The organism is Halorhodospira abdelmalekii, from assembly GCF_016583625.1.
GTDB classification, from domain to species: domain Bacteria; phylum Pseudomonadota; class Gammaproteobacteria; order Nitrococcales; family Halorhodospiraceae; genus Halorhodospira; species Halorhodospira abdelmalekii.
On the sequence record NZ_NRRN01000003.1, the window covers coordinates 1 to 24896 of the forward strand.

The window sequence follows — 24896 nt, forward strand, 5'->3', positions numbered from 1 at the left end:
CCCCCGCCCTCCCCAACGGCGTCAATTTGGAACCGTTTAAGAATAAGAGCTTACTTGAGACCCGCTCAACTTGAAGCCCGCTTAAGAAGCGCTTAAGAACCACTCAGGAGCCCCTTACTCGTGAGCGCAGCAGCCTGGATTGAGAGCGAACCACTTCGTCAACCGAGCCCCGCCCACCTTGAGCAGGCCCTCGCCCGGCAGCGCGAGCTAACCAAGCCACCCGGCTCGCTCGGTGCGCTAGAGCAGATCGCGGCCCACTTGGCAGCGATTCAACACACGGAGTATCCCGCCGCCGACGCCGCCCACTTTTGCCTCTTTGCTGCCGATCACGGGATCACCGCCGAGGGGGTCTCGGCAGTCGACAGCATCGTCACTCAGCAGATGCTGCTGAACTTTATCCAAGGTGGGGCCGCCATCTCTGTCCTCGCCAAGAGCCTCGGCGCCCCGCTGCGCGTCGTTGATGTCGGCACGCGCTGGCCCGGCGCGCTCCCCGGGCCGATCCACGACGCCCGCATCGCCCCTGGGACGGCCAATATGCGCCGCGCCCCGGCGATGAGCGCTGAGCAGTTCGCCGCCGCTCTGAACTGCGGCCGCGAGGCGGTCGATCTTGCCGCGGCAGAAGGGGTGCAGGTCTGGATCGCCGGCGAGATGGGGATTGGCAACACTTCGGCAGCGGCCGCCCTGAGCGCCGCGCTGCTGGAGAAGCCAGCCAGCGCCCTGGTCGGCCCCGGCACCGGTCACGACCCGGCGGGGCTGCGCCACAAGACGGCAACCATCGCTGCCGCGCTCGCTTTCCACCGCGACGACCTCGGCAACCCTGCAGCCCTGCGCAACCCATGGGAGGCCGGACGCCGGGTCGGCGGCTTGGAGATCGCGGCAATGGCCGGCAGCTATCTGCGCTGTGCCCAACTCGGTATCGCGGTGGTGCTTGATGGCTTTATCAGCGCCGCCGCCGCGTTGCTCGCCGAACGCCTGCGCCCCGGCACCCGCGCGGTGATGCTCTACGGGCATCGCTCCGCCGAGCCTGGCCACGATCGCATACTCGCCGCACTCGGCGGGCGGCCGCTGCTCGATCTCGGCATGCGGCTTGGCGAGGGCAGCGGTGCCGCTGCCGCCCTCCCCTTGCTGCGCCTCGCTTGCGCCATCCACCGCGACATGGCGACCTTCGCGCAAGCCGGGGTCCATCAAGCCGGCGATCAGGCCGGCGGTGACGGTAACGGCGCGGAGCGTCAAACCGCCCCGACTCACAACTCCCCTAACAGCGACAACCGCCGATAATAATGCAACAGCAATGATCAAGGAGCGCGCACGTGAGTGATGCCGAACGCCCGCCGCTACAGGGAGATGAACTGTGGATCGATCTGCTGCGCCACGGCGAGCCGGTCGGTGGCCGCCGCTACCGCGGTGCACAGGACGACCCACTGAGCGAGGCGGGCTGGCAGCAGATGCACGCCGCTGTCCTCGAGCCCGAGCTGCTCACCGGGGTGGTCAGCTCGCCGCTGCAGCGCTGCCGAGCCTTTGCCGAGCAGTTCGCCGCCACCCATCGGCTGCCGCTCCACTGCGAGCCTGGCTTTCGTGAGATCGGTTTTGGCGACTGGGAGGGGCTCTCTCCGGCCGAGTTGGCCATTCAAGACCCGGAGGGACAAGCCCGGTTTTGGACCGATCCGCTGCGCCATACGCCGCCGAACGCCGAACCGATGGTCGCCTTCTGCGATCGGGTCACAAGCGCTTGGGCGGCACTCACCGAGCGCTACCGCGGTGAGCACCTGCTGATCGTCGGCCACGGCGGCCTCATCCGCGTCCTGATCTCTCATCTTCTCGGCCTGCCGCTGCAGGGCTTCAATCGCCTCTATGTGCCGTACGCTTCACTGACGCGACTGCGTCTGGAACCGGGCGCCGAGCCCACACTCTATTTCCACAATCGCAGTGCTGCGACTCGAGGTGAACGGTGAACTGGGTACGCCCATTCTGGATCGCGCTGGCCTTCTTAACCCGGCTGCCAGCGCCTGAGATTACCCCGGCGAACGAGCGCGAAAGCGGCGCCTCGCTGGTCGCCTACCCCTTTGTCGGCGCGGTCATCGGCCTGCTGCTGGTGCTCGTAGCACTGCTTACGATGTTTTTGCCGACTCCGCTCCAGGCGCTCTTGATTGTGATCGCCTGGGTGCTGATCACCGGCGCCCTTCACTTAGATGGGCTGGCCGACTCGGCCGATGCCTGGGTCGGCGGCATCGGCAGCCGCACCCAGACCCTGGCACTGATGAAAGACCCGACCTGTGGCCCGGCCGGTGTCACCGCTTTGATCTTGCTGCTGCTGCTCAAGTGCGCAGCCGTGCTCGCGCTGCTCGAGGCCGGGGCTTGGCTGCTCTTGCTGCTGGCCCCGGTCGTTGCCCGAGCCGGCCTGACGGCGCTGCTGCTAACGACCCCTTACGTTCGCCCCGGCGGCCTTGGCGAGGTGCTCTCACTCTACGCGCCACCGTTGCCCACACTGAGCAGTGCGGCACTGCTCAGCGGGGCCGTGGCCGTGCTGACCGGTTGGGCCGGCATCGTTGCACTCTTGGTGGCTCTGCTGACCTTGGTGATCGCGCAGCACGCCATGGTCCGCCGCATCGGCGGCACGACCGGCGACACTGCGGGGGCGAGTGTCGAGTTGATCGAGGCCACGGCCCTTCTCAGCGCCGTCGCTTTCATTGCCGCAACCCAATAACAACCCAATAAGGTTGCCACCTCACGGCCCCGCTTCAACGCGCGGCGCCCTTCTGCTACATTGTCGCGTCTTTCACTTTTGCGCAAACACCATGGCAACGACAGCTGACGCATCGCACGACACCCCCCGAGTGGCCGTGATCGGCACCGGCGGCTGGGGCCGCAACCTCGCTCGCAATCTGCAGCAGCTCGGCGCGCTGCGGGCGATTGTCGACCCTTGTCGCGAACACCGCGACGCAATGCTGGCCGAGGCGCCTGGCGTTGCGGCTCACGCGGAGTATCAGGCCGCACTTGATGACCCGGCCATTGACGCCGTGGTGATCGCCACTCCAGTCGCCACCCACTACGCCATCGCCTACGACGCCCTTGCGGCCGATAAGGACGTCTTCGTCGAGAAGCCGCTGACGCTGCAAGCCGACGCCGCCTGGGAGCTCGTTGCCTTGGCTGAGGCGCGTCAGCGTCTGCTCATGGTTGGTCACCTGCTGCTCTTTCAACCGGCTATCGTCTGGCTGCGCGACGCATTGGCCGCTGGTCAGATCGGCGAACTCCACAGCATCCATCAACGCCGCCGTGGCCTCGGCCGCGTTCGTGACCACGAAAACGTCCTCTGGTGCCTCGGCTCACACGATATTGCTGTGCAGCGGCTGTTGCTTGGCGAGCGTTCCATCGAACGCTTAACGGCGCACGGGCAGTGCCTCCTGCAGCCGGCCATAGAAGACGACGTCCATCTCCATATCACCTACGCCGGCGGTGTACAGACGCATCTGCACTGTTCATGGCTGTGGCCGAATCGCGATCGCGGGCTGATGATCGTCGGCAGCGACGGCATGCTGGAGTACGACGAGATTGAGCAGGTGGTGACGTTGCACCGCAAAGGCGTCGACGGCGACCTCAACCCGAGCGACCGCGGCAGCGAAGTCATTCAGCGAGGCCACGATCAGCCGCTAAGGCTGGAGATGGAGCACTTTCTGGCCTGCGTAGAGCGGCGCGAGACGTGTCGCAGCGATGGGCGCTGCGGTGCTGCCGTTATCGACGTGCTGATGCAGGCCGGACAACAACTGCAACAGTTACGCCGCAACGACGACCCCACATAGGAGCGCTGGCGTGCAGATCCCGATCTATAATCCGCGACCGCAATACGACGCCCTTCGGGAAGAGCTGGAGGCAGCCGCCACACAACTGCTCGCCTCCGGGGCCTATGTACTCGGCCCGACAGTGGAGCGCTTCGAGCAGGCAGTCGCCGAGCATCTTGGCTGCCGTCACGCCATCGGCGTAAACAGCGGCACCGATGCCCTGATCATTGCCCTCGCCGCCGCTGGCGTTGGCCCGGGCGACGAGGTCGTCACCTCGCCCTTTACCTTCTTTGCCTCCGCCGAGGCGATCAGCCTCGTCGGTGCGACCCCGCGCTTTGCCGACATCGACCCGGAGACCTTCAACGTCACCGCTGCAACCCTAGAGGCGGCCTGTACGCCACGCACTAAGGGCTTGTTGCCGGTGCATATCTTCGGGCAAGGGGTCGATATGGAGGCGGTCCGAGCACTCGCCGAGCAACGCCAGCTTGTCGTGATTGAGGATGTCGCACAGGCCTTTGGCGCCCGACAGGGCGAGCGCTACCTCGGAGCCTTGGGCGATGCTGGAGCGCACTCGTTCTATCCGACCAAGAACCTCGGCGGCTTCGGCGACGGCGGAATGATCACCACCGACGATGATGCGCTCGCCGAAAAGTGCCGACTGCTGCGCCTCCACGGTTCGAATCGGCGCGATCACCACAGCATGATCGGCTACAACTCACGGCTCGATGCGATGCAGGCCGCGCTGCTTCAGGTCAAATTACCGCACGTTGCCGGGTGGAATCGCGAGCGCCAGGCGATCGCGGCGACTTACGATCAGCTGCTCGGCGACTGCCCGGCAGTGACGTGCCCGCCGGTCGCCGCGCACGGCGAGCACATCTACCACCAGTACACGGTGCGTATCGGCAACGGCGCCCGCGATGCCGTACAGCAAGCCCTGCAATCACAAGGGATCGGCTCGATGATTTACTACAGCGTGCCGGTCCACCGGCAACCGGTCTACGCTGCACTACAGGCGAGTTGCCCGATTGCCGAGCAGGCGTGCAGCGAGGTTCTTAGTCTGCCGATGTGGCCGGGAATGGGGCAGGAGCGGATCGCCCAGGTTGCCGAGTCGCTGCGCGCGGCACTCTAACCGCTCTAACTGCTGCACCCTAACAGAGAGGGTCGCGGCGCTAACGGACGTGCGCGACCTCCTGGCCCAGCATCTCGGCCGTCACCAAGACCACCCCGCCGGGGCTAACGTGGAAGCGCTCGCGATCGCGCTGCCCATCCTCGCCGATGACCATCCCCTCGGGGATGCGACACCCTTCGTCGATGATCGCCCTGCGGATACGCGCCCCGGCCTCGATCTTGACCTGCGGCAGGATCACCGAATTTTCGACAACCGCCCCGGGCCGCACGACGACCTGCGAAAAGAGCAGCGAGCGACGCACCTCGGCACCGGCAATGATATTCCCCCCGGAGACGATCGAATCGATCGCCATGCCGCGCTTCCCCTCCTGATCGTGGATAAACTTCGCCGGCGGTAGCTGCGCCTGATAGGTCCAGATCGGCCACTCATCGTCGTGCAGATCGAGCTCCGGCTCCTCTTGCACCAGCTCCTGATTGGCGTGATAGAAGGCATCGACCGTACCGACGTCGCGCCAGTAGGCCTGCTTCCCGGTTACCGGATCGCTGAAGGGATGGGCGTGGACACGATGGCGAGCGATGGCCGAAGGCAGCACATCGCGACCGAAATCGCGCGAACTCGAGAAGTTTTCCGCATCATCGCGTAGGATCCGAAAGAGATACTCGCGATTGAAGACGTAGATCCCCATCGAGACCAACGCCTGATTGGGACTGCCGGGCATCGGCTCCGGTTCGGCGGGCTTTTCGGTCAGCGCCGTGACCCGCCCACTCTCCTCGACGCTCATCACCCCGAAGGCCTTCGCCTGCTCCAGATCGACCTGCACACACCCAACTGTGACGTCGGCGTCAGACTCGACGTGGCGGGCGATCATCGCGCCGTAGTCCATCTTATAGACGTGATCACCGGCCAAGATCAGCACATAGCTCGGCTCGTGCGCCTTGATAATGTCGATGTTCTGGTAGACGGCATCGGCCGTACCGGCGTACCAGAGCGGTTTGTCCATCCGCTGCTGGGCTGGAATCAACTCGACGAACTCGCCGAACTCGCCACGTAGGAAGCCCCAGCCGCGTTGTACATGCTGAATCAGCGAGTGCGACTTATATTGAGTCAAGATGCCGACGCGGCGAATCCCGGCGTTGATGCAGTTCGACAGCGGGAAGTCGATCAGGCGAAACTTCCCCCCGAAGGGGATCGCCGGCTTCGTGCGCCAGTCGGTCAGGCTTGAGAGGCGCCCACCCCGCCCCCCGGCCATGATCAGAGCCAGCGTATCGCGCGTTAAACGGCTGACGAAGCGCGGGTCGCGCTTTAGGAACATGCCACCTCCGGAGCAGAACTAGAGTCCAGACGGCCACGAGCCGAGCCCGTATGCTACAGGCATGCTGCGAACCGCGCACCCCGAGGTGCGGCAATTTACCACCCCCGGCAGAGCTTGAGACAGGGCAGTACAGCCCCCCGTCGCGAACACAACAGACCGGTACCGAATGCCCTCGTCCGCGACCTGTACTGCCCTGTCTCAAGCTCTGCCGAGCCCCGCTGAGCAACGTGCAACGCTGGGGTCGATTATAGCGCCCTTACCGCCTGCCTGGTTGTGCCGCCTGTCCATATCGCTTGACAACTTCACGAAATTCTTCATGATCTCGGATGGGGGGCCGGAGGAATGGGCCATGCAAAAAGACTTGGAACTCTACATCCGGCGCTTAGCGCGGCAGCAGGGGCTGGCGCTCTCAGAGCTCGCCCGGCGCGCCGGTATGAGCCGGCAGGCCCTCTACGGAATCTGGAAACCGGGCCACCATCCGAGCGTGGGCACGCTCATTCGCATCGCCCGGGTGCTTGAGGTCCACCCACTAGGCCTACTGCAGCTTCTCTTCAGGGAGGAGCCGGGCGCCGCGTACGAGACCGGAGAGTCTGCCGATCCTGCACAAGTGAACTCCGGCACCGACGGCAGCGCCTTCATTCGCGATGACAACTACCCGGACGGCAGTCAGGTGCTCGCCGGGCAGAGCTTTCGTAAGGCGTGGACGATACAGAACGTCGGCGAACAGGTCTGGGAGGACCGCTTCCTGGCTTGCCAGGACAGACAGGTTCAGTTCGTCGCCATCGACGCCGGACGCGAGGTGCCGGTTGCCCAATCGCTGATCCCGGAGCAGCCGCGAGTTCCCATTCCCACCACTTACCCTGGTCAAACCGTCACCGTCGAAGTCGGCTTCACCGCGCCGAGCGCACCGAGCACGGTCATCTCTTACTGGAAGATGACCTATGAGGACGGCCGCCTCTGCTTTACAGAGTCGCGCGGCATCTGGGTTCAGGTCTCCGTGGTTACCCCCTTTGGAGCCGCAGTCAATAGGGGCGACGCCGCCACACTCATCAAGTCGCCCCACCAGCGCCCACAATAAGCCCCTAGAAAAACCGGGGACCACGCGGGCCAAGCCTGAGCCACCCTAGAAGGCGTGCGTCAAGGCGAGCTTAGCGCTGCGCCGGTCGCCCTGCACCCGCATCCCCGCCAAATAGCTCAGGTCGGTGACATTGCGCACCCGCAGATCGAGCCGCGGCCCTTGCTGCGGCCACCGGTAGCTCGCCCCGATGTCGTGCCGCCAATAGCTCTCGACCCATACCTCGCCCCCCTCACCATCGTGCCCCACCAAACGCTGATCGACGTATTCACTAGCCCACCACAGCTGCAGCGGCTGCGCCAAATACCGCTGCAAGTTGTAGCTCACCATGCCGCCGATTTGTCGCTCGGGCAGATCGGTCGAGCCGACTCGCTGAGCGACCCCGTCGGCCTGCAGGCGCTGGTCGTAGCCGCGCTGCTCAGCCAGCGTCAACTCTCCCTGCCAGTTGCCGAAATCAAGACTATAGAGTACCTCGACACCACTGGTACGCCGGTCACCGGTGATAGTAAAGGCTAGCGGATCGCCCCCTGCCGGCCCCTGGATATCTTCCTGCTCGGTACGAAAGAGCGTAAGCCGCACACGTTGCTCAGCAGCCGCAGAGTCGAGGCGCACCTGATAGCCAGCCTCGTAGACCTGCGAACGGATCGGCGGCAGCGCCTCGCCATCGACATCGTAGCGCCCGGTCAACTCCATACCGGTACCGGTGTTGGCGAAAAAATGGGCCTGCGTACTGCCGATGAGCGCCCCGATGTGCCAAGTGATGTGGTCGTCGTCGACCATCCGCTGCAGTTCCAGCGGCTCATCAGGCGTTCCGGCCGCTGCACGCACCTCGTAGCGGGTGTAGCGCACGCCGTAGCCGATCTGCCAGCGCTCAGACTCTCCCCAACGCTGCGCCCAGTAGGCCCCCGTGCGCTCACTCTCTTCTGGGCGATACTGACCAAAGAGGGTGAGCTCTTCGACATCGACCTCATCGAGGCGCGGGCGATCGAGCGCAACGGTGTAGGCGCGGAAACTCTGCCAGCGGCGAAAGTCGATCTCCGAGCGGTGGTAATCGAGACCGACCGCCAGCTGCTGCTCAACCCCCCACAACGGCCGCTCGTAATCAAGCCCGAGACGGGCATCCTCCTGCCTATAGTCGTCGTCGAGCTCAGCGTAGTAGCCGCCGAGATCGTCGGTGACCGGCAGTTGCCCCCCGGTGAAAAAACCGATTAAGGTCTCATCGCGCTCGACTCGAGCTCGTGCCCACTGCGCTGAGAGCTGCAGAGTCGGGCTCAGGCGGTGTGCCCAATAGGCTGCCAAGCGGCGATAGTCGCGTACGCTCTCCTGCTCCGCCCCCTGATAGACGACATCGTAGACCGGACCATCGGGGGTTATAACCGTGCCCATGTTGAAAGGCTGCTGGTTGCGCTGCCGCTCGTGCTCTAAGCGCAACTCGCCGTCGCGATGGTAGTGCCAGGCCAGACCTGCCAAGGCGTGGTAGCGACGGGCAGAACGATCGCCGGGGTCGGTCTCGCCATCCTGTGCCGCCAAGGTGAACCGGTAGGCCAGCCGCTCACTCCCCGGCAGGGCGTCGGTGCTATCGAAGAGCAGCCGCCGATGCGCCGGCTCACCGACCTCGACCCCGATCTCGTGGTGCGGGGTGTAGTGTGGCCGCTTACCGGTGTAGCGCAACGCCCCGCCCGGCGACGTGACCCCTTCGGTGACGGCATCCGGCCCGCTGAGCAGTTCCACCCGTTCGACGGTGTAGAGATCGCGCACGAAGAGCCGGTGGATATCGGGCTGCCCGTTCCAGCGCGGCCGGCTCAAATCGAAGCCGCGCACCCGCAGAGCGGTCTCCAGACCACCGTGCATGTTACCGGGATGGACCCCGGGGGCCATAAAGGCCAGCTCCTCAACACGCTCAGGTCGGAGTCTATCTATCGTTTCACGGTCGATCCGGCTCACGCCCACCCCTGGGCGATCGGTCACCGCTTCGGTAGCGGGCGGGAGCGCTTCGCCAGCCGATCGCCCAAGCGGGGCCTCAATGTAGAGCCTCGGCAACTCAATGGGGTACGCAGCCGCGGCAAGCGCCTCACGGGGGACCAAAAGCGAGGCCAAAAGCGGGGCCAAAAGAGAGAAACCACAGGCGCAGATGAACGCGCATGAAATGTCTTTCGACCGCGCATCTTGCCTGATGCCTCTCTGACGTCGTCGCCTATGTCCCACTGACTACCACTCCCTAGGCGTAAACCCTGACGGGTTTTGCACATCGATCTGTTCACCATTCTGGCACAACACGTGCGGCCCCCGTGCCGCGAAGACTCCGGCACACGGTGTCGCGCACTGCGCGCAGCGCCCTGCCGAATCGAGTTGCCACGCCCCCAGAGTGTAGCCGATCCGCTCGATCAGCAGTGCCCCGCAGTGGTGGCAATAGGTGCTCGAAGCGGCACGATCGTGCACGTTGCCAATGTAGACGTAACGAACGCCTTCTGCCATGGCAATCTGCCGGGCACGCCGCAGCGTCTCGATGGGGGTGGCCCGCGCCTGAACCATCTTGAAGGCCGGGTGAAAGGCGGTGAAGTGCATCGGCACCTGCGGACCGAGGTGTTCGGCCACCCAGCGCGCCATCCCAGCGATTTCACGATCGCTATCGTTCTCGCCGGGGACGAGCAACGTTGTCAACTCCAACCAAACATCGGTCTCGTAGTAAACGTACTCAAGGGTCTCAAGCACCGGAGCCAGTTGGGCACCGGTTAAGTGCCGGTAGAAGCGCTCGCTGAAGGCTTTAAGATCGATATTGGCCGCATCCATCGCGGCAAAGAACTCGCGCCGCGGCTCTTCACAGATATAACCGGCAGTCACCGCCACCGAGTCAATGCCCCGCGCCCGACACGCCGCGGCGGTATCGATGGCGTACTCATGGAAGATGACCGGATCGTTGTAAGTATAGGCAACGCTGTGCGCCCCATAGCGCACCGCCGCCTCGGCAATCTGCTCCGGCTCGGCCGGCTCGGCGAGGCGCGCCAACTCGCGCGATTTGGAGAGTTCCCAGTTTTGGCAGAACTTGCAAAAGAGATTGCAGCCGGCAGTCCCGAGCGAGAGCACCGCCGTACCGGGCAGGAAGTGATTGAGCGGTTTCTTCTCGATCGGATCGAGGTAGAGCCCGCTGCTGCGCCCGTAGGTCGTCAGCACCACCTCACCGCCTCGCTCACCGCTTCGGGCAGCGCGCACAAAACAGAGCCCGCGCTGTCCCTCGCGCAGACGGCAACAGCGCGGACAGAGCTGACACTCCAGGCGGCCATCGTCTAGGCGCTGCCAGTAGCGTGTGGCAACCGTTGCCGGATCGTGCGGATCACGCTCGCGCATCACTAACCGCCTCGCTGGAGAGGACACCAGTTGACAGAAAACTCTAGCCTAACCAAGTAGGTTGATTGTAGGGTAGAATCCATAAGTAAGGCATACTGGACTTTGTGTGAGCAAGGCCGGTCGAGTGCTCTGGTTTTAGAGTGCTCGTAGCAGCGCACAGAGGCTGACTCCTCCTTCGAGAAGGTTAATGGCCATCTTGGAGGGAGGCACGTAGAGGCCGCGGCAACCATCCCGGCCAGGAGAGTGAGGGCCATGCAAGAGCCGGTTCCAATCAGACCGCCTGCAGTAGCCGGACGTTTCTATCCGAGTGAGGCGAGCGAGCTTGAGCGCTCCGTTACGGCGCTGCTCAGAGAGGGCCTAGATGCCAGCCCCTGCCCGGAGAAACCGCCTCGTGCCATGATCCTCCCCCACGCCGGCTACCCCTTCTCAGGCAGCGCTGCGGCGCTTGGCTATGCACAGGTCTACCCCTTTCGTCACCGCTTTCGCCACGTCGTGCTGCTCGGACCCGCCCACTTCTGCGATTTGGCCGGACTGGCCGTCCCGACCGTTGCCGCCTTTGTGACCCCGCTCGGCGAAGTCACCGTCAGCAAGGCGCTGCGGACCGAGGCTCTGACCCACCCTGATGTTCGCGCCGACGACCACCCGCATGCCCGAGAGCACAGCATTGAGGTCCACCTGCCCTTTTTGCAGGTCGTATTGAGTCACTTTGATGTACTGCCGGTAGCTGTCGGCCGCAGTGATGCACCGTCGTGCGGCCGACTGATCGAGCAGTTCTGGGACGATGAGACGCTGATCGTAGTCAGCTCCGATCTAAGCCACTTCCACGATAGTGAGACCGCCCAACGCCTCGATCAGGAGACGACGACAGCCATCGAACGACTTGATTATCAACGCATTGACGGGGAAGGGGCCTGTGGAGCGGGTCCCGTGCGCGGGCTGCTTTGGTTCGCTCAACAGCAAGGTTTACAGGCCACTACTGTGACGCGCTGCAGCTCTGCCGATGTCACGGGTGATCGCAGCTCCGTGGTTGGGTATGGCAGTTATGTCTTCCACTAAGTCTTCCGCTCACCCCCCTTCGACTGGCTGGCCAGCCGGAGAATCTGGGGAGTCAGAAGGTAAGCATCGCGGCAACACCGCAGTGCTCGATATCGACAACGCACACGGTCGGCTGCTCGCTAAGCTCGCGCGCCAAGCGATCGCCTACCGCCTCACGACCGGCGGCGATCTGCCGCCCGCCAGCAAGCTACCGGATGCGCTGATGCGCCCGGCAGCGGCCTTCGTTTCGCTGCACCGCATCCCGGAAGCAACGACGGAAGGGACTCGCGATGCAGCGCTAGGGCAGCAAGAGCAGCAAGAGCAAGGACGACGGGCACAGCCGCCGAGGCAGACGGCGCAGCAGAGACAGACCGGCGAAGAGAACGAACTGCGCGGCTGCATGGGCACCCTTCTCGCTAAACAGCCACTGATTGAGAGCGCACTGAGCGCGGCACTTGAGGCCGCCCTGGCCGACCCGCGCTTTCCGCCGGTTCAGCGCGCCGAACTCGATACCCTGGCCATCAAGGTCGCGGTACTCAGCGAGCCGGAGCCCTTACTGGTCAACAGCCAGCAGGAACTGCTCAACGCACTGCGCCCCGGCGAGGACGGCCTGATTCTGCGCGATGGCCTGCGGCGGGCAACATTCCTCCCGGCGGTTTGGGAGAGCCTGCCCGATCCGCTCGATTTTGTGACGCATTTAAAGGCGAAGGCGAGTTTACCGCCCAATCACTGGTCGCCGACCCTGCAGGTGGCACGCTACCGCTCGGTCACCTTTGTCGATCCGCCGCCGCAACAACCGCAGTGATACTTGCAAGCACGCGGCGATTCTGGCTAAATGGCCGGTCTAGGAAGGGTGGCCGAGAGGTCGAAGGCGGCTGACTCGAAATCAGCTGTGGGCCCTGCCCACCGGGGGTTCGAATCCCTCCCCTTCCGCCACATTCCCTTATAATCAACGAGTTAAAAAAGCTCTCGGCCTATTGCATGCAGCACCGCAGATTGTGGGGACGGTGGAACGAGATCGGCGGCGGCAGAGCCGGAGCGCTGAGTCTCGTCGTCGTGGCGCTGCTGCTGCTCTCCGCCTGTGCCGCACTACAGGATCGGGTGCAAGAGCCTGAAGTCTCCGTCAAAGGATTCGAGGTTACAGGGTTCTCGTCCCAAGGGCTCGATCTCGATCTCAATCTGACAGCTCACAACCCGAACGCGCTCGGGCTGTCGCTGGCAGGACTCAGTTACCAGCTCGACTTGAATGACCGGGGACTGATCCGTGGGGCGAGCGATCAGCGCGTGCGTCTGCCGCGGCGCGACAGCGCCGATATCAGGCTGCCCTTGCAGCTCGATTTTAGCGATCTCGCCGATCTAGGGGCCAACCTCGGGACTCTCCTGCGGCAGGAGCAGACTGCCTACCGGCTCCGTGGCGAACTCGACTTTGGGCTCTTCTCGGTGCCGTACGACCACAGCGGCGATTTGCGTCTGCCGAGCATGCCGCGGCTGCGCGTCGAGAATCTGCGCATTGAGGAGATGAGCCTGCGCAGCGCGAAGGTGCAGATGGCGCTTGAGATCGAAAACCCGAACGACTTCCCGATCGATATCGAGCAGCTGCGCTACGCACTCGCCCTCGATGGGCGAAGCGTTGCGAGCGGCAACACCCTGGAGGGACTCAGGCTCTCAGGCGGCGATCGCAAGAGCCAAGACCTCAGCGTCGATATCGATTTTTCTGAATTTGCCGCCCTCTTCAGCAATCTGCGCCGTGGTGGCAACGTCCCGTTCGCCCTTGATGCAGCGCTAGAGCTCCCGGGGGGCGGCGAAAAGCACGCCCTACCGCTGCAGTGGGAGGGGCGGCTCGGTCTTTGAGGCGAGCCTTTCGAGAATCGAGCCCTTACCCCCTAGAGAGAGGCCTAGAGGAAGGCCGCCCACAGCGCCAAGACTAGCTCTTCAGCCGGTTGGTCGTTGATCCGCAAGCGCGCATCGGAAAACCGCAGACGCGAACTCAAGACACCGTCCTGGCGCTCAATGTAGCCTGCTGCAACGGCCTCCTCAATGATCTGCTGCCACTGCCCGCCGGGCCTGGCTACAGGTTGAGTTCTGGCCTCATCGGCCTCAATTCCAAGCTCGGCCCCAGGTTGGTCGGGTTGCCCAATCCCTAATTCGACCCCAGACTCGCCCCCGAGCCCGGTCGTATCTTCAACGGCTGCACCCATAGCCCCGAGCAGCGCGAAGAGCTGACGCTCATCAATCCGAAGCGTCACATCGAGATCGGCCCCCTCCAGAATCGCCCAGGGATTGAGCACCCGATTCGAGCGCTCGGTCAATTGGAGCCGACCGCTCAACTCCCCGGCACCGTGCTCACCGACCAAGCGCAGCGTATCGACCTGCAGCCGTGGGCCGCCATTGATAAACTCGGAAATGGCCGCCTGCGCCAGACGATCACGCTGATAGGCCGTAAGCCCGTCGGACTCCTGCAGCAAGCGATTCGCCGACAGCAGGCTCTCTGCCGTGACCTCGCTTAAGGTCGCACGCAGCTGTGCTGCGGCCAGCCGCACTTCCTCTCGATCGAGCCACCAGCGCAGCGGCCCTGAGTCCGCAGCGACGCCGAGGGTCGCCCGCTCCTGCGCCAGCTCCAGGCTATAGCGCAGCGCAACCTCCTCTCCCTGCCAGCCGAGCGCCGGCAGACCGCCACGCGCACCGTCATGACCGAGCCCACCGCTATGTAGCGACCACTCGGCTGCGCTCAGCTCCAGCCCGCCGGGCCACAGCCCCGAGGGATGGGCTTCACCAGTGATACTGAGCACAAAGTCACGCAGCTGCCCGCGATCACTGGCTCCCTGCCTCTCCCCCCCCGCAGCACCCAACGCATAGCCGAGCTCCGCGCCCCGCACCGTGGTGAAAAAGCGCTCACCGGCCGCCTCCGAGCGGTGCCGCAGCTCGACATCGGCCAGGGTCAACGCCAAGCGCTCGCCGTCGGCCTCAACCACCGTACCCGAAAAATCGCGCAGCGTGAGGCGGCCGTCGAGCTGACCGCCGAGACCGAATCGCAGTTCTAGCTCAGCTGGCGAGCCATCGAGGGGCACCCGCCACTGCATCACCTCCCCGCTCGCCTGCTCAACGCCAGCGACCGTCCCCGGAGTCAAGCGCACATCGCCGGAGGCGCGCGCCCAGGCAAAACGCGGCCCGGTCGCTTCCCACAGCAGGGGGCCGTGTTCGATGGTCAGCGGCACCTCGAAGGCGAAGGGGGCGCCGACCTCGCGCCGGTACTCCGCCGCCACCTCGCCGGAGAGCGCGATCCGCAGCTGCGCTTGGGATGACCAATGCCCACGGTCAAACTCCACCACCTCGACAGTGACTTGGTCGCTCTCGGCATCAAACTCGGCCACCGCTGAACTGAGACGCTGCTCAAGCCCGCCGCCGACCCCATAGCCGCCCACCAGCGTCAGCAGCAAGAGACCGAACAGCAACGCTACGCCGACCCCCACCACGGCCTTTTTCATAGGTTCCCCTTAGTTCCCCTTAGCCCACGTCGCTTGCTTGATCCGCCTCACCTTTCTGAGAGGCCGACTGCTCCGTCTTCCCAGGCGCGGTCTGCTGCGCAGCGCATCGAACCGCCTGCTGCGCTTGCCGTACTCGTTTAATCCACTGCACCAGATCGTGCTCGAGTTCGGTAAGCAAGTCGGTATCAACAGCTTCAGCAGCATCGGTAGCTGAGTCCACCGGCGTCGTTGCGCCCTCGCTCTGGGCCGTCTGCTGCTGCGCATACTCGCGCTCCAGCTCGCGCAGACGCAGCTCGTAGACGTGGTGAAACTCCGCCTCGATGTGCTCAATCTCAGCCTGCTTGCGCTCGCGGCACTCACGAATCAGCGCCCAGTCGATCGGCCGGGAGTCGGGCCGCGGGGCGTAGAAGAGCAAGATGGTGGCGCCGTGGTGGGCATCGAGCCACGCCACTTGCCGCAGCCCCTCCTCGATGCGCTCATCCGGCGACTCGACGCCGATCTCCAGATGCAGCCGCACGGCGTCCTTCAGCCCGCCGAGCAATTCTAAGTCGCCTGCACCCTGTGCCCCCTTATCGTGGGCACCTTGCCCGGGAGCACCGTGGGCCGCGCTCTGCAGACTCTGCAGCTCTGCGAGGGCCGCCTCCGGACGCTGATCGAGCAGCCGACGCGCCTCCTCCAGGGCCGCACTGTAGGCATCGAAGCGGGCGTGCCGCACCGCCACACAAGCACCCCGAAAGCCGGCTCGGCGGCTGACATCGCGCGCTGAGGCCAACACGCCGATGATGTCGAGCTCCTCTTCGTGGTAGAGACCGCCGTGAACCCGCACCACCCGCCGAAAGACGACCTCCTCGCCGGTGCGCGGCAGCGCGCTGGTATCGCCGCCGCGGCCGCGAAACTCGAGCGCCTGCGGGGTCGCCTCAAGCCCTTGCAACGCCCCGCCGCCGCGCGCACTGAGACCACGCTGGGTGCCGAAAAGGCCCAGTCCGACGATGGCTTCGTGGGCGGTGCTCATCGCCGCAACCAGTCGATCAACTGCTGCAGCAGCCCAGGCCCGAGGCGAGCGCCGGTAAAGCGCGTATAGAGCCAGCCGAAGATCGCCTCGATGTCAGTGTAGTCGACCCGATGCACCCGCGGCTCGCCATCCTGCGAGCCGAGCTCACCGAGGTGCAGGGTCATCAGCTGCACCTGCTGCGGCTTCGGCCACGAGTCGAGAATGCGATGGGTGCGCGGCGCCATCAGGCGCACGTAGTCTTCGCAGAGTTGACCGCGCAGCTCGGTATGGTGGCCGTACTCGGGGTGGCGGGCCTGCAGCCGCTGCAGCGACGACTCCGGCTTCGAGATCATGATGCCGAGCGACATGCGATGGCGCGCCTCAGGGAAGTAGACATCGAGGAAAGTGACCAGATTCTGGAAGAGGACGTCGTTCTCATCGCCGTGATCGGGATCGAGAATGAACATCAAGACGAGATTGATCTGATCGTTATCGAAGAGAGCCGCGACCGCTTCGACCAGATCGGGGTCGTGATCACGCTCGGCGATCACCCGCGCCATAAACTCACCAGAGACCTCGATCAGGCTCAGCTCGAGAGGGAGTTCGCGCCCCTGCAGCGGCTTGATATCGAAGGCGAGCTCGCGGATATCGCTCTCATCGACCGGGTTCGCCGGCGGGAACTTGCCCTGGTGCCAGAGGCGAATCCACTCATTGAAGGTGACCATCGGGTCCCAGCCCTGCGGGCTCCCGAGCGGGGCGATCCGCGGGTGGGCGTCAAACGGTCCAATATGGGTCAGGTAGTAGACTAGGAAAGATTGGAAGGTCGTCTTACCCGAGCCGGGAAAACCGAACGAGAGCAGATAGTTCTCGGTCTGACCCGGGAAGCGGCGGCGCTGCTCGCGCACCCACTCCTCGACCGTTACCTCTTCGGCCGGCTCGGCAGTTTGCGCATGCGCTTGGGCCTGCGCTCGTCCCGAGCCCCCTGGAGCTCCGCTGTAGGCCGCGCTGTGAGCCCCGCCGTGGGCCGCAGCATCGGCCCCGGCGCGATCGGCGTGCGCGCCGTACCCTCGCCGTCGCTCCCGTCCAGCCTCATCACCACGGTCGATCTCATCAAGATCGTCGACATCGATGATCTGGCTCTCATCGAAGCCGTCCCGCCGATACCCGCGCCCAGCCTCATCGACCTCGGCCAATTCGCCCTCGATCGTATCCTCCGCCCAGCGCGAACGTTCGCCACGCTCGGAGGAATCCTCCCAATCGGGATTGTCACGCGATTTGCGCAATCGCTTCCAGATCGCGTCCGCTCTCGCCACGAATTCACCCCCTACAGATTACGGTATCCAGCGACAGGTTACGGCGTTGCCACCCGCCCACGGCCACGCCAGCTCAGGCGCGACCCAGGCCGCCCCGGTGTTCGCCGCGGCTCCGGACGGAAGATCAGCCAAGCAAAGAGCACCGGTACAAAGTCGACAAAGAGCGCAAGTAGTGTCGTCACTGCCGTCACCCCCGGATTCGCCCGCTCGATAAAGCCATCGCGAATGCTCAAGGGGATCTCACCGAGTTGATCGAGATCGGAGTGAATCCGCGCATGCTCAACCCGCAACGACTCCGGCAGCAGCACGTTGGCCTGGCGCTCGATCTCCGTCGACTGGTTGCGCAGCTCGGCGATGATCGCAAAGTCGCGCGTCTCGACGACCGCCCGCCGCCGCTCTTCATATTCACGTCGCAGCGCGGCGAGCGGATCGGCGTGCTCAGCGAGCAGGGCCTCGATCTGCTCGGCTAAGGCGCGGACTTCGTGATAGGTCGGATCGATACCGACCACGAAGGCCTCGCGCACGATCTCGCGATAGCGCTCAAACCACGCCTCGTTCTCCTCAGCACTGGCACCGACCGCCGGCACGGCCAAGTCGCTCACCCGCTCGCCGAGCAGGGCTTCGATCTCGGCCACATGGCTCCGACAGCGCTGTCCGCACCCCGGGCGCACCGGGTCGGTCAGCTGCTGCTGGATGTTGTGCAACTCGCGCTCCAGGGTGCGGCGCTCCTCCTGCACCTCAGCGACGACCGGATGCTCAGCGAGGGCACGTCGCGTCTGCGTCAAATCGTCGCGAAAGAGCCGAAACTGCTCGACAACCGTCCGCTCGGCGACGTCGCGCTCCATAAAGCTGGTGTAGAGGAAATTGTAGTTGCTCGCCCAGCTAAAGACGACCACTACCAGAAAAAAGGCGAGCGGCACCCACGGCCCGCGTCCCTCCAAGCGGTAGTGGCGAAACATCAAATCGGTAGCAAAGAGCAGGATACCGAGCAAAACGGCGAAGAAGAGCGTCAACTCCTGCAGATGGCTGTAGTAGCCGAAATAGGAGAGATAGACGCTGATCCCCACACAGATCGCCGCAGCCGCGATGTAGAGAATGGTATAGAGGTTGCGCCCTGTCATCAGTCTGGCCCCATCGAGCTGGAATCGATCGCGCCACCGCGTAGCGTACTGCGTACCACGTCCCGCTTGGCAGCAGCCCATCGACGGCAGCCCATCAAGGGCGACCCATCAAGAGCAAGCCATCAACGGCACCCCGTCTACGGCATTCCATCAGCAGCAACCCCGGTGGCCGAGCAATTCTATCAAAACTCGCCGCCCAGATTGGCCTCGGCAGCGAACGCATCGATGCCGCGGCGTGCCAACAGGGTACCGTCTAAGCGATAGAGCTCGATCAGCGCTTTACGATAATCGACCCATACCGCCTCCTCGTTGATTTGGCTCTCGAGCAGATCGCGCTGCGCCTGCACCACGGCGAAGGCGGTCGCCTGGCCGGCGCGAAAGCGCTCCTCCTCGGCGCGCACCCGCTCCTCTTGCGCCTCTCGGGTCGCGGCACTGGCCGCAATCTGCGCCTGTGCCCGCCGCAGCTCAATGTGGGCACTCTGGACGTCGTGGCGCACCAGGCGAGCGAGGTTGTGCAGACTCAGCTCGGCCTGATCTCGCTGCAGCCGGGCCTGTTCGTGCTCGGCGCGGGGCACGCGGTTGGTCAAGGGACGCTCCAGGCGAACGCCGAGTTCGGCGTCGTAGCTCGGCCCGTCGAGCTCGCGCGGGGCCTGACTGAAGGAGTCAGCGTAGCCGCTGCGCCCGAGACTGACAAAGAGCTCCAAGCGCGGCAACAGGCCGTTGCGGGTCCGCGTCACTTGGAGCTGATCACGCTCCATCTGCAACCGCGCCTGCTCGATCTCCGGGCGCTGCTGCAGCGCCAGTGCCAGGTGCTCGCCGACCGGTGAAAGCTCGACCGGGGTGCGCTGCAGCCGACTGACGGCACGAATCGGGACATCGTCTTCAATCTGCTCCGGGGTTCCGCTCAGGCGCAGCAACTCTAAGCGCTGCCGCTCCCGTCGACTGCGCGCATCGATCAGATCCTGTTCCCGCAGGGCGCGCTCGGCCTCGAGGGCAGGTAACTCGGTCGCCGCGAGATCGCCGAGGCGGATGCGTTCGCGGGCCCGGCGGATCTCCTCCTCGGCGAGACTCAGCGACTCTTCGTAGATCGCAATCGCCCGATCGGCCTGCACAAAGTCCCAATAGGCCGTCTCGACATCGGCGATCAGGCTCGCGACAAAGCCACGCAGCTCGTGCTCTGACTCGAGCACGCCGAGCTCGGCGCGGCGGACATCGACCAGATTCACCTCACGCCCGCGCCCGCGCAGCAGCTGCTGCGTTAGCGTCAGCCCAATGCGCGTCGTGTGCAGCTCCTCGCTGCCGCCGCCAGCGGCCTGTGCTCCGGGACGATCGCCGCGCTGGGTCTCTTCAAAGCGCTGCGTCGCCGCCAATTCCCAATCTAACCCGAGCGGTAGACGACGCTGCACGCCGGCGGCGAAGGTCGCCTGATCGCGCTCAAAGTCGAAGCGCTCGCCCCTCCACGCATCGACCCGCTCCTCTCGGGCACGCCCATACCGCCCCTCGGCAAAGAGCTGAGTGGCAAAGGCGCCACGTTCGATCTCTTCGAAGGTGCCGGCTACCACCGGACCGAGCCGCTCGGCTCGCAGTGCCGGGTTGTGCTCGAGGGCGGAGAGCACCGCCGCCTCCAAGCTCAGCTCAAGCGGCTCAACCGCGGTCGCCGCTGCAGCTGCACCCTGCCCCGCGGCCCGTCCCGCGGCCGGCCTCGCAGCCTGTCCCGCAGCGGCCTGCCCCGCAGTGGCCGTCTGTCCCGCTGTAGCCTGCACCGGGGCCTGGGCGGTAGCCCCAGCAGCCCCAGCAGCCCCAGCAGCCAAGGGCGCGGCCGTCGCAACGCCTTTAAGGCCGTCAACGCCAACGACGCCACTGCCGACGAACAGTAAGGCGGCAGCAAGCACCACAGCGACTGGTTGGCTCCGCACCATCGTCACCTGTTAACCCCCCTTAGAGACGGTAGCGCCGCCCGGGGACGGGCGTGCGAGCGCGTATAGACGCGGGATTTTAAGCGGCTATGGAAGAGCGTAAAGACCAGCGGGATCACCACCAGGGTAATCAGCGTCCCGCTCAGCAGGCCGCCGAGCACAGCGCGCGCCATCGGGGCCTGCGCCTCAGCCCCCTCACCGATCCCTAAGGCTAAGGGGGTCAGGGCCAGCCCGGTCGTCATCGAGGTCATCAGCACCGGGCGCAATCGACGTCGTCCGGCAATCAGCACCGCCTGCCGGGGCGGGGCGCCGGCGCGTAGGCTGCGATTGGCGCGATCGACCAACAAGATGCCGTTGTTCACCACCAGCCCGGCGAGCAGGATGATGCCGATAAACGACTGCGCATTGAGCGTCGTCCCGGTCAACCAGAGCATAAAGACGGCACCGACGCCGGCGAAGGGGACCGTGAACATGACGACTAAGGGGTTGCGCAGCGACTCATAGAGCGAGGCCATGACCATGTAGACGAGCAAGACCGCGAGCAGCAGGGTGATGGTCAACTGTCGCAGCGCCTCGGCCTGCTCCTCGTACTCACCGCCGATCCACCAGCCGTAGCCACGCGGCAGCGCCAGACCACTCAGCGCCTCACGCACATCGACGACCACCGAACCGAGATCGCGATCGGCGATATTCGCCGTAACCGTAGTCACCCGCTGCCGATCGCGGCGCTCGATAGTCAGCGGCGACTCGCCACTGCTGACCGTCACGACGTTGCGCAGACTGATCAACTCGCCATCGCGACTCGGCACCGTCAAGTCGAGCAGCTCTTCGAGTTCGATGGTGTGGGCGCCGGCCAGGCGCACCCGGATATCGACCTCCTCACCGGCTTCGCGATAGAGACCGGCCCGCGCTCCGGCGACAGCGGCCTCAATGGTATCGGCGATGCGGGTCACTGAGACGTTCAGGTCGGCGGCCCGCACCCGGTCGATCAGCAGCTGCTCTTCGGGGGCCGAGTCATCGACGCTGAAAGAGGTGTCGGTGATGCCGTCGACACCGCCGATCGCTTCTTCGACGCGCTCAGCGATCTGATCGATCATCTCCCGCTGATGGCCAAAGACCGAGATGCTCAGCTCTTCACCGCCGGCGCCACCGGCGCCGCGCATCATCCGCATGCCGATATCGCGCACCCGCACTTCGGCCCCCGGGACGTTGCCGACGAAGGCCTCGCGCAGCGCCCGGGCGACATCGGCACTGCTGCGATCGCGCTCGGCGAGCGGCGCCAAGGTCAAATCGATGCGGCTGGTATTGCCGCCACCGACCCAGAACCCGCCTGTCCCGGTGCTCGAATCCCAGTGCCGCGCCTCCGGGACTTTCGCCGCCACCTGCTGCTCGAGAAGACGCATGCGGGCGTCCATAAACTCCAGGCTGACCCCCGGCTCCCACTCGAAGGAGACGCGGATATCGCCCTCATCGGTCGCCGGCATCATCTCCGTCCCGAGACGCGGAAAGAGCGCTACGGCCAAGAAGACCAACGCCGCGGCGAGCACTAGGGTCGCCCCGCGCTGACTCATCGCTCCGGCCAGCAGCCGCCGATAACCACGCTCCAGGCCGCGATACCAGCGCGGCTGCGGCCGCCGCCCACTCTGCGGCAGGCGGGCGGCGAGCATCGGCACCACAGTAAAGGCGACCAGCAGCGAGGCAACCAGGGCAAAGCCGACCACCCACGCCAGCTGCGCAAAGAGCGCCCCGGCCAACCCCTCCAGGAAGAGCAGCGGCAAGAAGATCGCCAGTGTCGTCAGGGTGCTCGCCGTCACCGCCGGCGCCACCTCTAAGGTCCCCTCGACCGCCGCCCGGTAAGCGGGCATCCCACGTTCGCGGCGCGCCAATACCGACTCGAGCACGACGATGGCGTTATCGACCATCAACCCGACACCGAGCGCCATCCCGCCGAGCGTCATCAGGTTCAGGGTAAATCCGGCAAAGTAGATCAGCGCAAAGGTCGTGATCAGGGAGACCGGGATCGCCACCGCCGCCACGGCCGCGGCGCGCAGATCGCGCATAAAGACCAGCATCACCAGCAGCGCCAAGACCCCGCCGAAGAGGATCATGCGCCCGAGGTTGTGCATCGATCGCTCGATGTAGACGGCGGTATCCCGCACCACCACCAGACCGACTTGCGGCAACTCGGTGCGAATGCGCTCGATCTCGGCACGCAGCGCCTGCGCCGTCGCGACGGTGTTGGCGTCGGTGCGGGCTCGCACCCCGAGCCGCACCCCCGGATCACCGTCGACCCGGATCCGACGCGTCTCGCGGGCGTAGGTATCGCGCACCTCGGCGACATCGCCGAGACGGACCCGTGCCCCATCGTCGCCGCGGCCGACGACGAGCTGCGGCAGTGCATCGAGATCGCTCAGACGCCCCGGCACCCGCAGTCCGCGCTCGTAGCGATCGTCCTCGCGGCTGCCGGCGGCGACCTCGAAATCGGCATCGCGCAAGGCGTCGCGGACATCTTCGAGCGCCAAACCGGCCGCATGCAGCCGCCCACGGTCGACGGCGATCTCGATCTCGCGGGCCAAACCGCCCCAGATATCGACCGCACCGACCCCGGGGATGCGCTCGAGGCGATCCTGGATGCGGTCCTCGGCTAAGGTGCGCAGCTCGATCGGATCGAGATCGGAGGCCAGCCCCAAGACCATAACCGGCCGATCGGACATATCGATAAAGCGCAAGCGTGGACGCTCGACCCCATCGGGCAGGCTCGGCATGACCCGGTCGATGCGCTCGCGGATGTCGTTTGCCGCCGCCTCCAGATCGGTCCCCCAGGCGAAGGAGAGCGTGACATCGCCCTGCCCCTCGGCCGAGATCGACTCGATGCGCTCGACCCCGGCGATCGGGGCAAGGGCATTCTCGATCCGCTCGACGACCTGCGACTCGACCTCCTGCGGGCCGGCCCCCTCGTAGGCTGTGGTGATGCGCACGGTCGGATAGTCGATCTGCGGCAACAGATCGATCGGCAGACGATCGAGCGAGTTCAGCCCGAGCACGACCGCGATCAGCGTCACCATGACGGTGAAGACCGGTCGTCGGGCGCAGAAGGCCGCGAGTTTCACAGCGCCTCCATGAGGTCGCCGACGATCTCGACCTTCGCCTCATCACCGATCAAGTGCTGCCCAACAGTCACCACCCGCCCCCGCAGCTCGATCGACTCGTCGTGTGGAACAACCGCCGTACGTCCATCGGCGCGCAGACCGGTCGTTACCGCGACCCGGCGCGCCCGCGGTGGGGCTGTCTCAGCGGCGTCATCGCCGTCATCGGCATCGGTGGTATCGGCAGCGGTCTCGTTCGCAGAGTCCCCCTCCTCGATTAAGAAGATCACCGTCTCGCCACCGCGCCGACTCAGTGCTGCATCCGGCACCGTGACCACGTCCTCGGCCCGCCCCACGGTGACCGCGATACGGGCGAACATCCCCGGTCGCAGCACGCCTTCGGGGTTGGGCACCTGCAGCTCGACCCGTGCCTGTCGTGTGCCGGCCCGGAACAACGGGGCAATGCGCTCGATCTCAGCTTCGAAGTGGCGCTCCGGGTGGGCAGCCACTTGCAGTTGGGCGCGCTGCCCCGCTGCCAGACGGCCGTAGTCGCGCTCCGGGACGTGAACCACGGCGCGCAACTCGGAGAGATCGAGCAGCGAGAGCAGCGGCTCATTGGCACTGACCGTAGCCCCGGGGTCGACAAAGCGCTCGGCGACGACCCGTGCCTCCCCTTCGTCGGCCTCCCAGTCGGCGCGCACCTCGGTAAAGGCCAGACGAATATTGGCAGCACTGAGGGCCGCCTGCCGCTGTGCGATGCGGGCGTGGGCCAGCTGCTCACGGCTCTCATCGATCGTGACTTGGGCTTCGGCAGCCTCCAGCTCGGCCCGGGTTGCGATCTGCCGCTCGCGCAGCTCCTCGACCCGCGCCAAATCGCGGCGCGAGCGCTCAAGGACGGCTTGCGCCTCGGCCAAATCGGCACGCGCCACCGCCAGCTCCGCATCAGCCTGAGCGACCTCTTGCTCGATCTCCCGTCGATCGAGACGGGCCAGCAACGCACCGCGCTCGACGACATCGCCGATGCGCACCGGAAGTGACCGGAGCTCACCGCCGACTTTAGCGGCGACGTCGTAGCGCACACGCGCCTCCAGGCTGCCGTCAAGGCGGCGGATATCGACCAAGTCGCGCCGCTCAATGGTGCCGACTTCGACCGCCACCGCGGGCGCACCGCGCTCCCGCGAAGGGCCGCTCTCCGACTCTGGATTGAGATAGAGTGCCAGCGCAACACCCAGCACCCCCACCGCGAGCAACCAGACCGCGTAGCGGCGGAAGGCTCGCACCACTGCTCCGTTCATGGATTGATTCCTGCTAC

19 protein-coding genes and 1 tRNA gene are annotated in these 24896 nt (G+C 65.3%); 10 read left to right on the top strand and 10 right to left on the bottom strand.

Annotation, left to right across the window (positions count from 1 at the left end; translation table 11 throughout):
• The first annotated feature begins 120 nt into the window (after window positions 1-120).
• From cobT to CKO15_RS01130, 5 genes are all read left to right on the top strand, one after another.
• On the top strand, window positions 121-1278 hold the full coding sequence (gene cobT / locus CKO15_RS01110; protein WP_200191650.1) for a nicotinate-nucleotide--dimethylbenzimidazole phosphoribosyltransferase: 1158 nt from the start codon (window positions 121-123) through the stop codon (window positions 1276-1278).
• 32 nt (window positions 1279-1310) lie between these two features.
• On the top strand, window positions 1311-1952 hold the full coding sequence (locus tag CKO15_RS01115; RefSeq protein ID WP_338035968.1) for a histidine phosphatase family protein: 642 nt from the start codon (window positions 1311-1313) through the stop codon (window positions 1950-1952).
• Window positions 1949-2704: an adenosylcobinamide-GDP ribazoletransferase gene (locus CKO15_RS01120; protein WP_200191652.1), complete on the top strand. Its 756-nt coding sequence runs from the start codon at window positions 1949-1951 to the stop codon at window positions 2702-2704. The genes CKO15_RS01115 and CKO15_RS01120 overlap by 4 nt, the downstream gene beginning before the upstream one ends.
• Before the next feature lie 91 nt (window positions 2705-2795).
• Window positions 2796-3797, top strand: coding sequence for a Gfo/Idh/MocA family protein (locus tag CKO15_RS01125; RefSeq protein ID WP_200191654.1), 1002 nt, complete (start codon window positions 2796-2798; stop codon window positions 3795-3797).
• Window positions 3798-3807: 10 nt separating this feature from the next.
• The gene (locus CKO15_RS01130; protein WP_200191656.1) at window positions 3808-4905 is read left to right on the top strand and encodes an aminotransferase class I/II-fold pyridoxal phosphate-dependent enzyme; all 1098 of its coding nucleotides are present in this window, start codon (window positions 3808-3810) and stop codon (window positions 4903-4905) included.
• A gap of 40 nt (window positions 4906-4945) precedes the next feature.
• On the opposite strand, the gene glgC is transcribed toward CKO15_RS01130, so the two are convergent.
• On the bottom strand, window positions 4946-6217 hold the full coding sequence (gene glgC / locus CKO15_RS01135; protein ID WP_200191658.1) for a glucose-1-phosphate adenylyltransferase: 1272 nt from the start codon (window positions 6215-6217) through the stop codon (window positions 4946-4948).
• A gap of 349 nt (window positions 6218-6566) precedes the next feature.
• Here glgC and CKO15_RS01140 point away from each other — a divergent pair, with 349 nt between their 5' ends.
• Window positions 6567-7295 (top strand): NBR1-Ig-like domain-containing protein, encoded by a 729-nt coding sequence (locus tag CKO15_RS01140; protein ID WP_200191660.1) that lies wholly within the window; start codon window positions 6567-6569, stop codon window positions 7293-7295.
• A 45-nt stretch (window positions 7296-7340) separates the two neighbouring features.
• Here CKO15_RS01140 and CKO15_RS01145 read toward each other — a convergent pair whose 3' ends face one another.
• Together CKO15_RS01145 and amrS are read right to left on the bottom strand one after the other, a co-directional pair.
• Complete coding sequence (locus CKO15_RS01145) at window positions 7341-9497, bottom strand: TonB-dependent siderophore receptor (RefSeq protein WP_338035969.1); 2157 nt, start codon at window positions 9495-9497, stop codon at window positions 7341-7343.
• Window positions 9498-9500: 3 nt separating this feature from the next.
• The gene (amrS, locus tag CKO15_RS01150; RefSeq protein WP_200191664.1) at window positions 9501-10637 is read right to left on the bottom strand and encodes an AmmeMemoRadiSam system radical SAM enzyme; all 1137 of its coding nucleotides are present in this window, start codon (window positions 10635-10637) and stop codon (window positions 9501-9503) included.
• Window positions 10638-10889: 252 nt separating this feature from the next.
• On the opposite strand from amrS, the gene amrB reads away from it, so the two are divergent.
• The 4 genes from amrB (at window position 10890) to CKO15_RS01170 (ending at window position 13523) form a co-directional block, all read left to right on the top strand.
• Window positions 10890-11693 carry an AmmeMemoRadiSam system protein B gene (gene amrB / locus CKO15_RS01155; protein ID WP_200191666.1) on the top strand — a complete coding sequence of 268 codons (804 nt, stop codon included), beginning with the start codon at window positions 10890-10892 and terminating at the stop codon, window positions 11691-11693.
• An 82-nt stretch (window positions 11694-11775) separates the two neighbouring features.
• Window positions 11776-12477, top strand: coding sequence for an AmmeMemoRadiSam system protein A (gene amrA / locus CKO15_RS01160; RefSeq protein ID WP_200191668.1), 702 nt, complete (start codon window positions 11776-11778; stop codon window positions 12475-12477).
• A gap of 42 nt (window positions 12478-12519) precedes the next feature.
• A tRNA-Ser gene (locus CKO15_RS01165) sits at window positions 12520-12608 on the top strand.
• Between the two features lie 45 nt (window positions 12609-12653).
• Window positions 12654-13523: an LEA/WHy family protein gene (locus CKO15_RS01170; RefSeq protein WP_200191670.1), complete on the top strand. Its 870-nt coding sequence runs from the start codon at window positions 12654-12656 to the stop codon at window positions 13521-13523.
• Window positions 13524-13567: 44 nt separating this feature from the next.
• On the opposite strand, the gene CKO15_RS01175 is transcribed toward CKO15_RS01170, so the two are convergent.
• The 7 genes from CKO15_RS01175 to CKO15_RS01205 all read right to left on the bottom strand — a co-directional run bounded on the left by CKO15_RS01175 (window position 13568) and on the right by CKO15_RS01205 (window position 24879).
• Window positions 13568-15157, bottom strand: a complete 1590-nt coding sequence (locus CKO15_RS01175; RefSeq protein ID WP_200191672.1) for a DUF945 family protein — start codon at window positions 15155-15157, stop codon at window positions 13568-13570.
• A gap of 19 nt (window positions 15158-15176) precedes the next feature.
• Window positions 15177-16169 (bottom strand): hypothetical protein, encoded by a 993-nt coding sequence (locus CKO15_RS01180; RefSeq protein ID WP_200191674.1) that lies wholly within the window; start codon window positions 16167-16169, stop codon window positions 15177-15179.
• Complete coding sequence (locus CKO15_RS01185; RefSeq protein WP_200191676.1) at window positions 16166-17461, bottom strand: hypothetical protein; 1296 nt, start codon at window positions 17459-17461, stop codon at window positions 16166-16168. The genes CKO15_RS01180 and CKO15_RS01185 overlap by 4 nt, the downstream gene beginning before the upstream one ends.
• Window positions 17462-17499: 38 nt before the next feature.
• The gene (locus CKO15_RS01190; protein WP_200191678.1) at window positions 17500-18582 is read right to left on the bottom strand and encodes a hypothetical protein; all 1083 of its coding nucleotides are present in this window, start codon (window positions 18580-18582) and stop codon (window positions 17500-17502) included.
• Window positions 18583-18764: 182 nt separating this feature from the next.
• The gene (locus CKO15_RS01195) at window positions 18765-20501 is read right to left on the bottom strand and encodes a TolC family protein (RefSeq protein ID WP_200191680.1); all 1737 of its coding nucleotides are present in this window, start codon (window positions 20499-20501) and stop codon (window positions 18765-18767) included.
• Between the two features lie 2 nt (window positions 20502-20503).
• Window positions 20504-23608, bottom strand: coding sequence for an efflux RND transporter permease subunit (locus CKO15_RS01200; RefSeq protein WP_200191682.1), 3105 nt, complete (start codon window positions 23606-23608; stop codon window positions 20504-20506).
• Window positions 23605-24879: an efflux RND transporter periplasmic adaptor subunit gene (locus tag CKO15_RS01205; RefSeq protein ID WP_200191684.1), complete on the bottom strand. Its 1275-nt coding sequence runs from the start codon at window positions 24877-24879 to the stop codon at window positions 23605-23607. Before CKO15_RS01205 ends, CKO15_RS01200 begins: the two co-directional genes overlap by 4 nt.
• Window positions 24880-24896: the final 17 nt, after the last annotated feature.

Bases quoted from the DNA above. Each gene is read 5' to 3' on its own strand.
- CKO15_RS01125 (WP_200191654.1), top strand. From the start codon at position 2,796: ATGGCAACGACAGCTGACGCATCGCACGACACCCCCCGAGTGGCCGTG.
- glgC (WP_200191658.1), bottom strand. From the start codon at position 6,217: ATGTTCCTAAAGCGCGACCCGCGCTTCGTCAGCCGTTTAACGCGCGAT.
- CKO15_RS01140 (WP_200191660.1), top strand. From the start codon at position 6,567: ATGCAAAAAGACTTGGAACTCTACATCCGGCGCTTAGCGCGGCAGCAG.
- amrS (WP_200191664.1), bottom strand. From the start codon at position 10,637: ATGCGCGAGCGTGATCCGCACGATCCGGCAACGGTTGCCACACGCTAC.
- amrB (WP_200191666.1), top strand. From the start codon at position 10,890: ATGCAAGAGCCGGTTCCAATCAGACCGCCTGCAGTAGCCGGACGTTTC.
- CKO15_RS01170 (WP_200191670.1), top strand. From the start codon at position 12,654: ATGCAGCACCGCAGATTGTGGGGACGGTGGAACGAGATCGGCGGCGGC.
- CKO15_RS01175 (WP_200191672.1), bottom strand. From the start codon at position 15,157: ATGAAAAAGGCCGTGGTGGGGGTCGGCGTAGCGTTGCTGTTCGGTCTC.
- CKO15_RS01180 (WP_200191674.1), bottom strand. From the start codon at position 16,169: ATGAGCACCGCCCACGAAGCCATCGTCGGACTGGGCCTTTTCGGCACC.
- CKO15_RS01190 (WP_200191678.1), bottom strand. From the start codon at position 18,582: ATGACAGGGCGCAACCTCTATACCATTCTCTACATCGCGGCTGCGGCG.
- CKO15_RS01195 (WP_200191680.1), bottom strand. From the start codon at position 20,501: ATGGTGCGGAGCCAACCAGTCGCTGTGGTGCTTGCTGCCGCCTTACTG.
- CKO15_RS01205 (WP_200191684.1), bottom strand. From the start codon at position 24,879: ATGAACGGAGCAGTGGTGCGAGCCTTCCGCCGCTACGCGGTCTGGTTG.